The organism is Haloplanus litoreus, from assembly GCF_045690335.1.
Taxonomy (GTDB): Archaea; Halobacteriota; Halobacteria; order Halobacteriales; family Haloferacaceae; genus Haloplanus; species Haloplanus litoreus.
The window spans coordinates 1,938,488-1,952,858 of the sequence record NZ_CP147874.1 but is presented as its reverse complement, the minus strand read 5'-3'; the positions used below and the strand labels follow the sequence as shown (position 1 = coordinate 1,952,858).

Annotated in this window: 16 protein-coding genes and 1 pseudogene; 11 read left to right on the top strand and 6 right to left on the bottom strand. The window is 67.3% G+C overall.

Going from position 1 to position 14,371, the window contains the following annotated elements:
- Complete coding sequence (locus V8686_RS10630) at nt 1-1,245, bottom strand: DNA double-strand break repair nuclease NurA (protein WP_379703987.1); 1,245 nt, start codon at nt 1,243-1,245, stop codon at nt 1-3.
- Between the two features lie 112 nt (nt 1,246-1,357).
- On the opposite strand from V8686_RS10630, the gene V8686_RS10625 reads away from it, so the two are divergent.
- Nucleotides 1,358-2,017 carry an HAD family hydrolase gene (locus V8686_RS10625; RefSeq protein ID WP_379703985.1) on the top strand — a complete coding sequence of 220 codons (660 nt, stop codon included), beginning with the start codon at nt 1,358-1,360 and terminating at the stop codon, nt 2,015-2,017.
- 8 nt (nt 2,018-2,025) lie between these two features.
- Here the strand turns inward: V8686_RS10625 and V8686_RS10620 are convergent, their stop codons facing one another.
- Nucleotides 2,026-2,400 carry a hypothetical protein gene (locus V8686_RS10620; RefSeq protein ID WP_379703984.1) on the bottom strand — a complete coding sequence of 125 codons (375 nt, stop codon included), beginning with the start codon at nt 2,398-2,400 and terminating at the stop codon, nt 2,026-2,028.
- Nucleotides 2,401-2,522: 122 nt separating this feature from the next.
- On the opposite strand from V8686_RS10620, the gene V8686_RS10615 reads away from it, so the two are divergent.
- Entirely contained in the window at nt 2,523-3,632 is a 1,110-nt protein-coding gene (locus V8686_RS10615; RefSeq protein WP_379703982.1) for a guanosine monophosphate reductase, read from the top strand.
- Between the two features lie 188 nt (nt 3,633-3,820).
- Here V8686_RS10615 and V8686_RS10610 read toward each other — a convergent pair whose 3' ends face one another.
- Nucleotides 3,821-4,306, bottom strand: a complete 486-nt coding sequence (locus V8686_RS10610; protein WP_379703980.1) for a DUF2240 family protein — start codon at nt 4,304-4,306, stop codon at nt 3,821-3,823.
- 92 nt (nt 4,307-4,398) lie between these two features.
- Here V8686_RS10610 and V8686_RS10605 point away from each other — a divergent pair, with 92 nt between their 5' ends.
- Nucleotides 4,399-4,770, top strand: coding sequence for a 30S ribosomal protein S8e (locus V8686_RS10605; protein WP_379703978.1), 372 nt, complete (start codon nt 4,399-4,401; stop codon nt 4,768-4,770).
- Between the two features lie 21 nt (nt 4,771-4,791).
- Here V8686_RS10605 and V8686_RS10600 read toward each other — a convergent pair whose 3' ends face one another.
- Nucleotides 4,792-5,793 (bottom strand): PhoU domain-containing protein, encoded by a 1,002-nt coding sequence (locus tag V8686_RS10600; protein WP_379703976.1) that lies wholly within the window; start codon nt 5,791-5,793, stop codon nt 4,792-4,794.
- 326 nt (nt 5,794-6,119) lie between these two features.
- Here V8686_RS10600 and V8686_RS10595 point away from each other — a divergent pair, with 326 nt between their 5' ends.
- The 5 genes from V8686_RS10595 to phoU all read left to right on the top strand — a co-directional run bounded on the left by V8686_RS10595 (nt 6,120) and on the right by phoU (nt 11,385).
- Entirely contained in the window at nt 6,120-7,124 is a 1,005-nt protein-coding gene (locus V8686_RS10595) for a PstS family phosphate ABC transporter substrate-binding protein (RefSeq protein WP_379703974.1), read from the top strand.
- A 55-nt stretch (nt 7,125-7,179) separates the two neighbouring features.
- Complete coding sequence (pstC, locus tag V8686_RS10590) at nt 7,180-8,139, top strand: phosphate ABC transporter permease subunit PstC (RefSeq protein WP_379703972.1); 960 nt, start codon at nt 7,180-7,182, stop codon at nt 8,137-8,139.
- Nucleotide 8,140: 1 nt separating this feature from the next.
- Nucleotides 8,141-9,739 carry a phosphate ABC transporter permease PstA gene (pstA, locus tag V8686_RS10585; protein ID WP_379703970.1) on the top strand — a complete coding sequence of 533 codons (1,599 nt, stop codon included), beginning with the start codon at nt 8,141-8,143 and terminating at the stop codon, nt 9,737-9,739.
- 2 nt (nt 9,740-9,741) lie between these two features.
- On the top strand, nt 9,742-10,614 hold the full coding sequence (gene pstB, locus V8686_RS10580; RefSeq protein ID WP_379703968.1) for a phosphate ABC transporter ATP-binding protein PstB: 873 nt from the start codon (nt 9,742-9,744) through the stop codon (nt 10,612-10,614).
- Nucleotides 10,615-10,710: 96 nt separating this feature from the next.
- Nucleotides 10,711-11,385, top strand: coding sequence for a phosphate signaling complex protein PhoU (gene phoU, locus V8686_RS10575; protein WP_379703966.1), 675 nt, complete (start codon nt 10,711-10,713; stop codon nt 11,383-11,385).
- On the opposite strand, the gene V8686_RS10570 is transcribed toward phoU, so the two are convergent.
- A complete protein-coding gene (locus tag V8686_RS10570) occupies nt 11,386-12,051 on the bottom strand; it encodes a helix-turn-helix domain-containing protein (protein ID WP_379703964.1) in 666 nt (221 codons plus the stop codon). It abuts the gene before it with no gap.
- A gap of 39 nt (nt 12,052-12,090) precedes the next feature.
- On the opposite strand from V8686_RS10570, the pseudogene V8686_RS10565 reads away from it, so the two are divergent.
- The 3 genes and pseudogenes from V8686_RS10565 to V8686_RS10555 all read left to right on the top strand — a co-directional run.
- Nucleotides 12,091-12,627: pseudogene (locus V8686_RS10565) on the top strand (methyltransferase family protein); the annotation flags it as partial.
- 123 nt (nt 12,628-12,750) lie between these two features.
- Nucleotides 12,751-13,125 (top strand): nuclear transport factor 2 family protein, encoded by a 375-nt coding sequence (locus V8686_RS10560; RefSeq protein WP_379706535.1) that lies wholly within the window; start codon nt 12,751-12,753, stop codon nt 13,123-13,125.
- Nucleotides 13,125-13,352, top strand: a complete 228-nt coding sequence (locus V8686_RS10555; protein ID WP_379703962.1) for a hypothetical protein — start codon at nt 13,125-13,127, stop codon at nt 13,350-13,352. The genes V8686_RS10560 and V8686_RS10555 overlap by 1 nt, the downstream gene beginning before the upstream one ends.
- Nucleotides 13,353-13,361: 9 nt before the next feature.
- Here the strand turns inward: V8686_RS10555 and V8686_RS10550 are convergent, their stop codons facing one another.
- Nucleotides 13,362-14,336, bottom strand: coding sequence for a zinc-dependent metalloprotease (locus V8686_RS10550; RefSeq protein ID WP_379703960.1), 975 nt, complete (start codon nt 14,334-14,336; stop codon nt 13,362-13,364).
- Nucleotides 14,337-14,371: the final 35 nt, after the last annotated feature.

The window sequence follows — 14,371 nt, the reverse complement described above, 5'->3', positions numbered from 1 at the left end:
TCAGAACTCCCCGCCCCAGCGATGGTCGTCGTAGGTGCGCACGGACGACGACTCCAGCCGTTCTTCGAACTTCCGTCGGAGCGCCGCCTTCTCGTCGACGCCGATCCGTGCGAGGGCGTCCGCTCGTTCGACGACCGGCGGCGGGCCCCGTGCAGTCGCGACGTCCCGGAGAACCTGTCGGGTGAGACGGTCACGGGCGTCGGCGTCGCGGGTCAGGCCCGCCGGGGCTTCGACGCGGTAACACAGATCCTCGCGAGGGTCGTAGACGACGAAGAACGTCACCTCGTAATCCGCCGGGTCGCGCCGGCGGTCCACGCCGAGGGCGTCGCCGTCGGCCGCGAGCGTGCGGTCGGAGCCGCCACGTGAGCGGAACCAGCCGGTGAAGGTGAGTCGGTCCGTCGGCCGGCCGTCGTCGTTGCCGCCACCGGGTTCGAGCAGACGCGAAAAGAGCGCCGTATCGTCGACCCACGGGGCGGGGACACCGTTCTCGCGGAGCGCCCGGGTGATGAGCTTCGGCGAGGGGTTCTTCACGAATCCGGCGACTGCGACGTCTCGGTCGAGGAGGCGTTCGACGAGGCGAACGTAGTTCTCGACGATAGCTCGGGGCTTGGCCTCCGTCGCCAGCGCCCCGAGTTCGGCGTCGCGGTCCTGCCAGTTGAGCAGTTCCTTCGGATACAGCGGCCCGTCGAGGACGAGACAGTCGTCGACGGCGTCGGCGTGTTCGAGGGCGTGTGAGCTCTCGGCGAGATAGAGCGCGAGCGCGTGGACGACTCCCTCCGCGTAGCGATTCACCCGGGGGGCGTGGAGAATCTTGCGCCGGAAGTATCCCTCGTCCCGGCGCACCCAGTCGGTGCCGAGCGCGAGCGTGGGATCGTTGGCGTGGACGGTCGTCACCAGACTCCGAGCGCGGTGCAACTCGAGGTCGGACGGCTCGGCCGCCATCGCGGCGTGGGCGACGTCGAGGACCAGACCGTTCTTGAACGTCGTCGGATTGATCGTCCCCGAGTCGAGTCCGTGGACGGTCGGATAGGGCGGGTCGACGAGGGCCACGTCGTCGACGTCGACCGACCGCAGGCGTCGCTCACCGAGCGGTTCGATCACCGTGCGACCGTCGACGCGGAGCGGATCGAGCCACTCCTCGAACGCCGTCCGCGCCAGGTCGTCGTGGTCGGTGTCGTCGACCCGGCGACCGAGGAGTCCGGCGATGTCGGCGATGCCGTCGACGTGGACCGGATCGAGGGCCATGGACTACCCACCGGGCGGAGGCACAAATATCGTCGCGTTCGATCCCCGCTGGCGCCTGTCGTCGGTCGTCGAAAGACGGCACGCTCATAGGCGTCGCCGAACTAGCCGTCGTATGAACACGGCCGCGGTGGCGTTCGACCTCGACGACACGCTGGCCGTTACGACGGTCGACCGGGAGACGCTCTTGGTCGAGGCGATGCGCGCCGTCGGCGCGCCGCCCCGATCACGGGAAGCGTACCTCGACGCCCACGCGGAGAACCTGACCGCTCGAAGCCGCGAACCGGTGTTCGAGCGGTTGCTCGAAGGACTGGACACCGACGTCGACGCGGACGAACTCGCACGGGCGTATCGGGAACGTGTGAACGCGTCGCTCCAACCGGTCGCGGGCGTCGAGTCGATGCTCGCGACGCTCCGCGAGCGGTACCGACTCGGCCTGTTGACGAACGGTCCCGTCGTCGCGCAGCGGTCGAAACTCCGGGCGCTGGGGTGGACGGACGCGTTCGACGTCGCCCTGGTGACCGGTGAACTGAGCGCGGGGAAGCCGGACGCGGCGGCGTTCGAGACGCTCCTCGACGAACTGGGAACGACGGCGGCGGAGACGGTGTTCGTCGGCGACGACGTGGGTGCCGACGTCGGCGGCGCTGCGGCGGCCGGAATCGACGCGATTCAGGTGACGTTCGCCGGGGGACCCGCTCCCGACACGACGGCGTTCGCCCACGTCGACCGGGCCGAACTGGCGACGCGGCTGCCGGCGATTCTCGACTCGCGGTAAGGCCGGACTCAACGACCAGCGACCGCCGCCTCGACGGCGACGAGGGCGCGTTTCACCTCGGCGCCGTCCTCGACGAAGACGACGGTTCGGGGTGGATCGGCGGCCGTCGGACGGACGCGGAGGCCGGCATCGGCGGCGGCGTCGACGACGGCCTCGTGTGCGGTCGGAAATTCGAGTCGGACGCGCTCGGGGTGGACGAACGCCGTCGCCACGGCGTCGCCGTCGGCCCGTATCACGTAGGCTCGCCGCCCGTCGGCCGTCGGTTCGACGTCGGGGTCGGCGTCGGTCACCGTCACCGAGGCGAGTCGGCCCTCGTGGCCGACGAGGTCCGAGGCGAGCAACTGCGCGATTCGGACGCCGTCGTCGAGACTGGATGCGACCATGGGCCGTGTACGATCCGGAGCGGTTTCAACGCTCCTCGTCGCCGTGGCTGCCGGAGGAGTGGCTGCGGGATTCGTCGGCCCTCCGAGACGTTTATGCGTCCACACCGTCTTCTCCGAGGGGTATGGATAACCTACGAACCGGCTTGAGCTACGGTGACGTCCTGTTGGTACCGAAACGATCGCCGGTAGATAGCCGCGACGACGTCGATCTGACGACGACGTTCACGCCACACGTCGAACTGGAGACGCCGCTCGTCTCGGCGGCGATGGACACGGTCACCGAGGCGGAGATGGCGGTCGAACTCGGCCGAGCGGGGGGGCTCGGCGTGTTACACCGGTTCCTCTCGCCCGAGGAACAGGCGCGACAGGTCGAGCAGGTGGTGTCCGCGGGTGTGCAGGTCGGTGCGGCGGTGGGCATCGACGAGGACTACGTCGGCCGGTGTGCCGGACTGGTCGATGCTGGCGTCGACGTACTCGTCGTCGACGTCGCCCACGGACACCTGGAACGTGCGCTCACCGCCGTCGAGACGATCGCCGAGGAGTTTCCCGAGACGGACCTGGCCGCCGGCAACGTCGCCACACCCACGGGGGTCGAGGACCTCGCGGCGGCGGGGGCCGACTGTGTGAAAGTCGGAATCGGTCCGGGGTCGCACTGCACCACCCGCAAAGTGGCCGGTGCCGGCGTCCCCCAGTTGACTGCCGTCGACGACTGTGCGCGGGCCGCGGCTGACCTCGACGTGCGGATCTGTGCGGACGGCGGGATCCGCACCTCGGGCGACGCGGCGAAGGCGTTGATGGCGGGGGCGGACACGGTGATGCTCGGCAGTCTGTTCGCCGGGACCGACGAGGCGCCGGGAGCCGTCGTCGAAGTCGACGGGACGCCCTACAAGCGGTCCCGGGGAATGGCCACCACCGCCGCGGCGGAGGAACGCGACGACAAAGGGAACGACGTCGACGCGGACGAAGGGGTCGAGGCCCTGACGCCGTACAAGGGGTCCGTGGCCACCGTCGCGGCGGACTTCTGTGCCGGCATCCGGTCGGGACTCTCCTACTGTGGTGGCCACACCATCTCGCGCGCTCGGGACCGAGCCGAGTTCGTTCGGGTCGCCCAGAGTGCACGGGAGCGCGAGGGCTTCCACGCGGACCACGACTGGGAGGGCGTCAACGTGGACAGCGAGGCGAAGGAGGTCGACGAATCCGGCGCCGAAAGGGTCGCCGAGAGCGACGACTGAGACGGATACAGCAGCGATTGCGTGCGCACATCCGATCACCAGACCGCGTGCGTGGGGTGTCCAACGGTTACGAGAGCGCCAGCCGTGCGAACAGTTCCAAACGCGACGAGAGTCGTAACCGTGTCCCGGTGGTTCGTCGTGACGGTCCGGCGATCACCGGGACGGACTTCCGACGGTCCGGACGACGATCACGGATCGCCGGCTCCCGAACCCGGATCCGCGTCCGACCCATCGCGGAGGTCGGCGAGCGTCCGGTCGGCGGCGTCGCCGACTGCGATGTTCCGGCGGCGGGCGTAGAGGATGGCGGCGGCCTCGATGGTGACGCCGAGGTCACGCTGTCGTTCGTTGATGGCCGCGACGGCGTCCTGTTTTTCGAGACCGGCGTCGACGAGGGCCGAGAGGACGCGTTCGAAGGCGGACTGTTCGCGGAGGACCGACTCGTCGGGGACGAAGCCCTCCGGAATGGTGACCGTGGCTGGGTCGAACTCCGCGATCAGGTCGTCGTCCTCGCGGGAGAGGAGCCCACGGCCGGCCGCCACGTCGACGAGGCGCTTGGCCTGATCGGGGGTGAACCAGTCCCGGTCCAGCGAGAGGGCCACGACGAACTCACCCTCGCCGAGTCGCGACCGACCCCGGTCACGGAAGGGCGCCGCCACCGCGGCTTCGAGGCTCATGCCCCAGAGAGCGCGGGCCGGTCCACTAAACCCTATCCGTTCCGGCTCCGCGTTCCGAGCGATTCAAGTAGTTGCTGGGACTGGATAGCGGTATGAAAGACCAGGGACGCTCGACGCGTAAGCGGACGGGCGGCCGCCTCCGGCCGTTCCGAAACAAGAAACGGTACCAGCTGGGTCGCCAGCCCGCCGAGACGACGGTCGGCGAGCCGCGGTTCCAGACTATCGACGCGCGTGGCACCGGGACGAAGACCCGGGCACTCGCCACGAACGTCGCTCACGTCGCCGACGGCGGCGAGACGACCGAGGCCGAAATCGAGAACGTAGAGGAGAACCCCTCGAACACCAACTACGCCCGACGGAACATCGTCACGAAAGGCGCGATCATCGAGACGAGTGAGGGGCGTGCCCGCGTCACGTCGCGACCCGGACAGACCGGTCAGGTCAACGCCGTCCTTCTGGAGTAGGGTGCTGTCGGGCCGACGTCATCAAGGCGTCGGCGCCGCCTTCTGTAACGCCGTCTCGGCGATGTTGCCGCCGTAGTCGGCGCTGCGTGACAGCGAGTCGACGACGAGTCCCAGCAGTTGCGCTCGCGTCGGGTCGAGTTCGCGCAGGAGTTCGTCGATGGAACGGGCGTGACCGTCGATGCTCTGCACCGACTCACGGGCTCCGTTGGCCCGATGGGTCGCCTCCTCGCTGTCGTCGAGAAAGAGCGCGTCCATCGCGGCATCGGTCACCGATGCGGCGTCCTCGTGGAGTTCGTGGAGCGCCTCGACGACGTCGTCCGGGAGCTCCGCCTCGAAGTTGAGCGAGAGGTGGGCGATTTTTGTCGCGTGGTCGGCGATCCGTTCGAGCTGTCGGGCCGCGGACTGGTAGTCGAAACACACCTCGCGGGTGACACCGAGTTCCTCGGCCGCGCGTGGACTCCGGAGTGTCGCCCGGAAGATGCGGGAGACGACCATCCAGAGGCGATCCACGTCGTCGTCGCGCTGGATGACGTCGCGGGCCAGGTCGTCGTCGAGTTCGACCAGCGCCGTCACGGCGTCTTCCAGCATCGAGAGGGCGATCAGGCGCATCCGGGTGACTGCGTTGTTGATCGACAGCTCCGAGGAGTCGAGCAGATCGCGGATGACCACCCGGTCGCGGGTTTCCTCGAGGACTTCCAGGCCGACCAGGCTCTGAGTGGCCTTCCTGATGGTCCGACGCTGATCGGTCGTGATCCGAGCGCTCTCTAGGGCGATGATGTCGAACCCGCTGACGTACATCGTCATCACGGCACGGACGAGTTCCTCCCCGACTAACTCGCCGATGTCGAGTGTCCCCTCGGTCCGTTCCTCGCCCGTGCGGGGCGTCATGAACAACGAGTCGCCTTCCGGGTAGAACGCGACCGTACTCCCGGCGGAGACGTCGTTGTCTTTCGCCCAGTCTTTCGGAATCGACACCGTGTACGTCGATCCACCCGTCACCTGCACCTTGCGGGTCTCGACCATACGCGGAGGAAACCGGCGGGGCGAAATAAAACCACCCATATCTATATACTTCTCGTTCGGTTGGCGGCGACGTCGCGGCTAGACCGGTCGAAACGCGTCGTCGTCCCCGTTCGTGACGCCCCCCGCTCGCCGGCTACGGTGCGGGATTTCGAGAGCCGATATGGCCGGAATTGACGCACAGAGAGCGATAACTCCGCGACCGTGGAGTCGGCGAACGGGTCGTCGTGTCGAGTCGCCGGACGGGATCATCGCCACGAGTTCCCGTACTTAGAACTATATAGTTATCATAGTAGGGTACTTACGGTACAGTCCGCCACGTACTGGCGATGACCGACGAACCCTCAGGTGGATCCGCATCACGACGAAAGTTCCTCGCTGCGGCCGGTTCGGTGGGCGCCATCGGGCTCGCCGGCTGTACGCAGAGCGGGGACGGAGGGGGCAGTGACGGCGGCGACGGCGGCCTGTCCGGCACTATCGACATCGCGGGCAGTTCGACCGTGTTCCCGCTGGCGACGGCGATGTCCGAGCGGTTCCAGTCCGAACACGACGACGTCAACATCAACATCCAGTCCACCGGGTCCGGGGGCGGGTTCGCGAACCACTTCTGTCCGGGACGGACGGATTTCAACAACGCTTCGCGGCCGATCCAGCCCGAGGAGGAAGAGGCGTGCTCGTCGAACGAGGTCACGCCGGTCGAACTCACCGTCGCCACGGACGCCCTGACCGTCGTCGTCAACAACGACGCCGACTGGGTTGACTGTCTGACGGTCGAGGACCTCCGCGAAATCTGGTCGGCCGAGTCGTCGCCGACGAACTGGAGCGACGTGAACTCGGACTGGCCGGATCGAGAACTGGAACTCTACGGTCCGACCGACGCATCGGGGACCTACGACTACTTCATCGAGGCCATTCTCGGCGAGGAGGGACCGGGCCACCGCCAGGACTACTCCGCGACGGAGCAGGATCGGACGATCATTCAGGGCGTCGAGGGCTCGACCGGTGCCATCGGCTACCTGGGCTTCGCGTACTACAGTCAGAACACCGACCGCGTGAAGGCCCTCGGCATCGACGACGGCAGTGGCTGCGTCGAACCGTCGCTCGAAACCGCCCGTGCCGGCGAGTACACGCCGCTCTCCCGCCCGCTGTTCACCTACGCCAAACGGGAGGCCCTCGCCGAAGAACACGTCGCCGAGTTCGCCCGCTACTGGATGGAGAACGCGACCAGTCAGGACATCGTCGCCGACGAGGTGGGCTACGTCCCCCTGAGCGACGAGGACCAGAGCGAGGCGATGGACCGCCTGGAGTCGGCCATCGAGAACGCGCAGGGTTGAGCGACGGTCGAACGAAGGGTTTTTTCCACCGAACGCGAAACCGACCACACATTAGATGAGTACGGACGATTTAACACGGGACCTCACCCGCCGAACGGAGAACGCGCCACAGGAGCTTCTGACGCGCTCGTTTTTCTTCCTGTGTGCGGTGCTGTCCATCGTCACCACGATCAGCATCATCGTCCTGTTGACCACCGAGGCGGCGAAGTTCTTCAGTGTGACCGCCCCGTTGCTGGGCGTCGAGGGGTCGACGGCGTCGGTCGTCGACTTCTTCACCGGCACGAAGTGGGTCATCAACAACGAACAGTTCGGCGTCCTGCCGCTGGTGTCCGCGACGCTCGCCATCACCATCGGATCGGCCGTCGTCTCCCTTCCACTCGGCGTCGCGACGGCCATCTATCTCAGCGAGTACGCCACCCCGCGTGCGCGGTCGGTCCTCAAGCCCGCACTCGAAGTGCTCGCCGGCGTCCCGACGGTCGTCTACGGCTTCTTCGCCGTCGTCTACATCACCCCCGCACTCAAGACGATCATCCCCGATCTGGGCACCTTCAACATGCTCTCGGCCAGCATCGTCGTCGGGATCATGATCATCCCGATGGTGGCCTCGATCAGCGAGGACGCGATGTCGGCCGTCCCGGCCTCGCTCCGACAGGCCGGCTACGGCATGGGCGCGACGAAGTTCGACGTCTCCGTCGGCATCGTCGTTCCCGCCTCCCTGTCGGGCATCTTCTCCTCCTTCATCCTCGCACTCTCGCGAGCCATCGGTGAGACGATGGCCGTCACCGTCGCGGCCGGGTCGCAAGCGAACCTGCTCAACCCGCTGAACCCCGCCGCGTATCTGGAGGGTGCGCTGCCGATGACCGCCGCGATGGTGAATCTCCTCACAGGAGACATCACCGGCGGCGGGGTCGCCTATCGCAGCCTCTTCGCCATCGGTCTGACGCTCTTTGTCATCACGCTCGTCATGAACATCGTCAGTGACCTCGTCGCACAGCGATACCGGGAGGAGTACTGAGATGGCGACCGAACAACGGGAGATCGAAGGGTTCGGCCACGTCAGCCGGACCGTGGGCACCGTCTTCAGATATCTCCTGCTCGCGGCGACGCTGTTCGGTATCGTCGCGCTGGCAGTGCTACTGCTCTACGTAGCGAACGACGCGATCCAGCCGCTAACCGCCGATCCTGGCTGGCACCTCACCTTCTTCCTGACGCTCGTCCTGCCGACGCTTCTCGCCAGCGGCTACCTCCTCCGAACTGATCCGGCGTCGTTCCGGTTCGGCGGGGCCGTCGTCGGTACCCTCGCCGTCAGCACCATGTTCGGCGGTGGCGCGGCGATGATCTTCGTCGACATCGTCGCACCGGTCACCTGGTTCGCCTACGTCCTCGCGATCTGTCTCGCGCTCGCAGGTGTCGTCGCTATCGAACGCTTCGACCGACAACTCCCCTTCCTCGTCCGCTTCGTCGGTGCCGGAGCGGTCGTCCTCCTCGCGCTGTTCGTCGTCCCCGGATTCATACAGTCGTTCCCGGTCTACCCGACCGACGGCATCCTGCTGACGCTCTCGCTCGGTGCCCCGATCGCGCTCGTCGTCGGCCGATACGTCGCGTTCGAGGCCGGCCGCCGGGGCCGACTGCTGTCGGTCGCCGGGGCCCTCGTCGCCATCGCCCTCGGCGTCGTCGTCGGCCCCCTCGTCGGAATCACGCCGGTGCCCGCGACGGTGATGCTCGCCGTCGCCGTCGTCCCGACAGGCGGCTACGCCCTGGGGCACGTCCGTCGCAACCCCGCTCGACGGGCCGGCCTCGGCTTCGCCGCCGTCGTCCTCGGCGGCGCCGTCGTCGGGGCCGTCGCCGTCGACGTCCTCGGGTTCGCCGGGCCGCAGTCCTGGGTCGACTGGGGATTCCTCACCAGCGCCCACAGCGGCACTGCGGCCGACGCCGGTCTCTACCCGGCCATCGGCGGATCGATCCTGCTGATGGTGACCGTCGCCGCCCTCTCATTTCCCCTCGGCGTCGGTGCCGCGGTGTATCTGGAGGAGTACGCCCCCGACAACCGACTCACCCGCTTTATCGACGTCAACATCTCGAACCTGGCGGGTGTTCCTTCCGTCGTGTACGGCCTCCTCGGACTCGGGGTGTTCGTCACGTATCTCGGACAGCCGACCGGAACCGTCCTCATCGGCGGCGCGACCCTCGCCCTCCTCATCCTGCCCATCGTCATCATCTCCTCACGGGAGGCGCTCCGGAGCGTTCCCACCGAGATGCGTCAGGCGTCCTACGGCATGGGGGCGACGCGATGGCAGACGATCAAGAACGTCGTCCTGCCGCGGGCGTTCCCGGGCATCCTGACGGGCACCATCCTCGCGCTCGGCCGGGCAATCGGCGAGACGGCACCGCTCATCATGATCGGTGCGCCGAACGTCCTCTTCTCCCTGCCGACGGAACTCTCCTCGAAGGTGAGTGCGATGCCCCTGCAGGTGTACGCCTGGGCGAGCCTCTTCGCCAGCGAACCCTTCTATCAGGCGGCCGTCCCCGCGGGCGTCGTCGTGTTGCTCATCGTCCTGTTGAGTATGAACTCCATCGCCATCGTCCTGCGGAACAAGTACGAGGCAGATCAGTAACCATGTCAGACAAGCAAGAACAGGAGTACGCCGACGAACCGACCGACGACCCGACGACCGACGACATGCGCATCGAGACGGACGTGAGCGAGAGCGTCGCCTCCCCGGGGGCAACGATGAGCACGAACACCGTCGTCCGCGCCGAGAACGTCGACGTCTGGTACAACGACGAACAGGCCCTACAGGACATCAGCCTCGACATTCCGGAGAATCAGGTGACGGCCATGATCGGTCCCTCCGGGTGTGGCAAGTCCACCTTCCTCCGGTGTATCAACCGGATGAACGACCTCATCGACGCCGCGCGCGTCGAGGGTGACCTCTACCTCCGCGGGAAGAACGTCTACGACGACGACGTCGACCCCGTGGCGCTCCGGCGTCGGGTCGGCATGGTGTTCCAGTCGCCGAACCCCTTTCCCAAGAGCATCTACGACAACGTCGCCTACGGCCTGAAGATCCAGAACAAGGAGGGCGACTACGACGAAATCGTCGAGGACTCGCTGAAACGGGCGGCGCTGTGGGACGAGGTGAACGACCGCCTCGACGAGTCGGGACTCGAACTCTCCGGCGGGCAACAACAGCGCCTCTGTATCGCCCGTGCCATCGCGCCGGACCCCGAAGTCCTCCTGATGGACGAACCGGCGTCCGCGCTGGACCCCGTCGCCACCTCACAGATCGAAGACCTCATCTCCGAACTCGCCGAGGAGTACACCGTCGTCATCGTCACGCACAACATGCAACAGGCCGCCCGTATCTCGAACAAGACGGCCGTCTTCCTCACCGGCGGCGAACTCGTCGAGTTCAACGACACCGAGAAAATCTTCGAGAACCCCGAGAGCCAACGCGTCGAGGACTACATCACCGGAAAGTTCGGCTGACGTCTATAGATATTCCTCGGGAGAGCTATAGATCACTCCATAGTGGACTATTGACGGGGGGATAACGCTTAGGGGAATCGAGGCGAGTGTAGTGGTATGGCGCGAACGGACTACCAGTCGTCGTTGGAGGAACTCCGCGACGACGTTCTCTACATGAGCGAAGTGGTCGCGGAGCGACTCCGTGCGGGGCTGGACGCCCTCGAACGGAAGGACGAACGACTCGCCCGGGAGGTGATCGACGGCGACGACGAGATCAACGACATGTATCTGGACCTCGAGGGTGCCTGTGTCGACCTCATCGCCCTCCAGCAACCGGTCGCGAGCGACCTGCGCTTTATCGCTGCGTCGTTCAAGATCATCACCGACCTCGAACGCATCGCGGACCTCGCGGTGAACCTCGGCGGCTACACCCTCGACGCCCAGCGTGACCTCTTTCCCGACGTGGACATGCAACGGATCGGTCGGACCACTCTCGAGATGCTCGATCAGGCGATGACCGCCTACGCCGACGAGGACACCGACCTCTGTTACGAAGTCGCCGAGCGCGACGAGGAGGTCGACACGATGTGCGAGGCGGCGAGCGAACTCGTCGTCCGCGACCTGATCGAAAGCGACTACCTGGCAGACGACAGCGACATCGAGTCGCTGATGCAGGACGTCTCCCGCCTCCTGCTCACCATCCGCGACCTGGAGCGCGTCGGTGACCACGCCGTCAACGTGGCCGCGCGCACCCTCTACATGGTCGAGAACGACGACGAACTGCTGTACTGATCACGCCCTCCGGCGGCCGACGGCCGCCCGCATCACCGTCGCCTCTGCCTTCCGGAGATGTTCGGCCGCGGTTCCCGGGGCAACGTCGAGGGTGGCAGCCACGTCCGCCACCGACCCCTCGCGCGGCGAGTCGTAGTATCCACACGCCACGGCGGCGGCGACGGCCTCGCGCTGTCTGTCGGTGAGCCGGCCCCCCGGCGACCCCACCCGACGGCGGTACGGTCCGACCGACCGCACGGTCGCTCGCAGGCCCTCCGGCAGCCCGTCGACGGCGGCGTCGAGGTCCGCAGGCGTTCCCACGAGCGCCAGATCCGTCGTCCCGTCGGGGTTGAACCTGATCGGCGGAATCACGACGAGCGTCCCCCGGGCGAACGCCTCGATATACCCCTCGTCCGACGCCGTCACCCGGTCGCGGACACAGCAGTAGAAGACGCCGTCCGAAACGGGCGAGAGGCTGTAGGACACCGTCACGTCCCGGGCATCGAGTTTCGCCCGAAACGGCGCCGGGTCGCCCCGGACCCGGAAGACGAACGTGTTCGTCTCGTCGAGGACCGTGTTCCAGTGCAGGAGTTCGGCCCGGTCGATCCTGTCGTGTTCCATCTCGAAGGCGTGCATCGGGTGGAGGGTTCCCGGCTCGTGGTGGATACGCAAGCGAGCGTGCTTCATCGTCCGAACGACGTGTGGGTAGAAATAAAACCCTCGGCAATGAGGCAGCAACACCTCCCGGCGCCGGGACGCATACACGGCCGCATGACGCCGACGCGACTCGCGTTCGGGGCCGGTTTGCTGTCGGCCGCCGGCGTGTACGTCCTGATACTCGGAACGCTGTCGACCGACTACGAGTGGTGGCCGCCGGGCGACCGGACGCCCGCGTACTACTGCCACTGGACGCTCGTTGGCATCTTCGACGTGGCGCTCCTGGCTACCGCCGCCCTCGACTGGGGCGCGTGGGGACTGCCCCGTCCGGTGTCGCTCGCCGGACTCGCCGCGGCCCTCGTCGGTACCGCCGTCTTCGTCTGGGGGGCGCGGACGATGCAGTCGGCCGAGACGATGGGCGTGACCGGTGACCTCTACACGAGCGGTCCTTACGCCTACACCCGCAACCCGCAGTACGTCGGGATGATCGTTGGCGTCACCGGCTTCGCTCTCCTCGCCGATTCGGCACCCGTCGCGACGCTCGCAGCCGTCCACGTCGGGTGGGTCCTGTTGCTGCCCCGAGCCGAGGAACCACACCTGCGGGCGGAGTTCGGCGACGCCTACGACCGTTACGCCACGCGTGTTCCGCGATTCGTTGGCCTCCGGACGGTCCGGCGGGCCGTCTCGTCGGTTGAAAGAGTTAACAGTCGGGGGAGCGACGCTCACCCCATGGACGCGGACGGGACCATTCGGGAGTACTACGAGGCGCTTCGCCGGGGTGAACCGCTCTATCCCTACTTCGCCGAGCGCGACGACGTCGTGAAGTTCGGTGTCGGCGAACGACTCGTCGGGTACGACGCCATCGCCGAGGGACTGCGCGAGCAGACTCGAACCACCGAGGACTGGACCGTCGAGAGCCAGGCCCTCCGGGTCACGGAGCGCGACGACCACGCCCACTTCTCGGACACGGTGTTCATGGCCTGGACCGACCGGGAGGCCGACACCGAGTACGCCCTCTCGACCCGGTGGAGTGGCACGCTCGAACGGCGGGACGACGAGTGGGTGTTCGTCGGAATGCACGTGAGTACGCCATACGTCGAGTGATGGTCGGGCCGAGCCTCACCGACGCCGAACGGCAGGTCGCCTCCAAGCGGCTGAAACTGGGGTTCGTCGCGCTCGTCGGCGTCTCCGGGGGACTCGTCGCCCTCGCGGCCGGTGCCACGCCGGTGCAGGGCCTCGTCGGCGTCGGCGCCGGTCTCGTCGTGGGCTGGTTGCTCCTTCGCTACCTCGCGTCCGTCGGTCGGGAGTGGAAGGGGTCCCGACGACGGTAACGACCGACCTTACGCGTCCTCGCCGACCCGCGCCAGCCACCGTTCGGGTGCGTCGAGTTCCGCGTCGGTCGGCAGATTCTCCGGGCGCTCCCAGACGGCGCTCGCCCCCGCCAGACCGCGGGCGTCGGCGACGGCCCGGAAGAAGGCCGCCCCGCGCTCGTACTGTCGGCGTTTCAGTCCCAGACCGAGCAGTCGGCGGACCAGCCGAGCGATCGGACCGCCCCCCTGCCGCCGGGCATCGAGTTTCGCCCGGAGGTCGGTGTAGTCGTCGTCGAACGCCCGGTCCATCAGTAGCTCCGCGTACCCCTCCACCGCCGTCATCGCCACGTCGAGTTCGTGGAAGGCTTCCCGGTCCAGATCGCCGGCCGCGAGGGCGTCGACGCCGCGTTCCAGTCGCGTCTCCAGGTGCGTCGACAGCCAGGGCGCGGCGCCGAACTCGGCGGCGTGAGACACCTCGTGGAAGGCGATCCAGCGCCGAAATCGGGGTCGCGAGACGTCCAGCGAGTCCGCCACCGCGACGATGTTCGGGTGGACGAAGTACAGCCCGTGGTCCCGGTCGACCGGGTCCGCCTCCGCGAGGAGGAGCGGATCGTACTGGCCGAGGACGTTTCGCCCGAGGAAGGCCATCATGAACGAGAGCGTGGCGGTGTTGATCACCCGGGAGAGGCCGGGAAACAGGACCTCCGGACCCTGGGACTCGACGGGCTCCATCACCCGGCGGAACGTGTCGACGTTCGCGTCGATCCAGTGGTGGCGGTTCTGTATCTCGACCGTATCCGGCAGGTCGAACTCGACGCCGCCGAGTCGGTGGAGTCGGTCCCGTGCGTCGCGAACGTCCGCCGCGTACCCCTCCCGCTCGGCGTCGGTGAGTGAGAGATCACCCGGTGCCGTGCCGTCTTTCGCCGCCCGGGCGACGGCCGCCCAGTCGACGTAGCCCGTCCCCGAGGCGGTGGTGACGGTTCGAACGCTCCGAAAGAGATCCATACCTGTGGGTGTCGGTACCGAGTGAAAACCCTTCC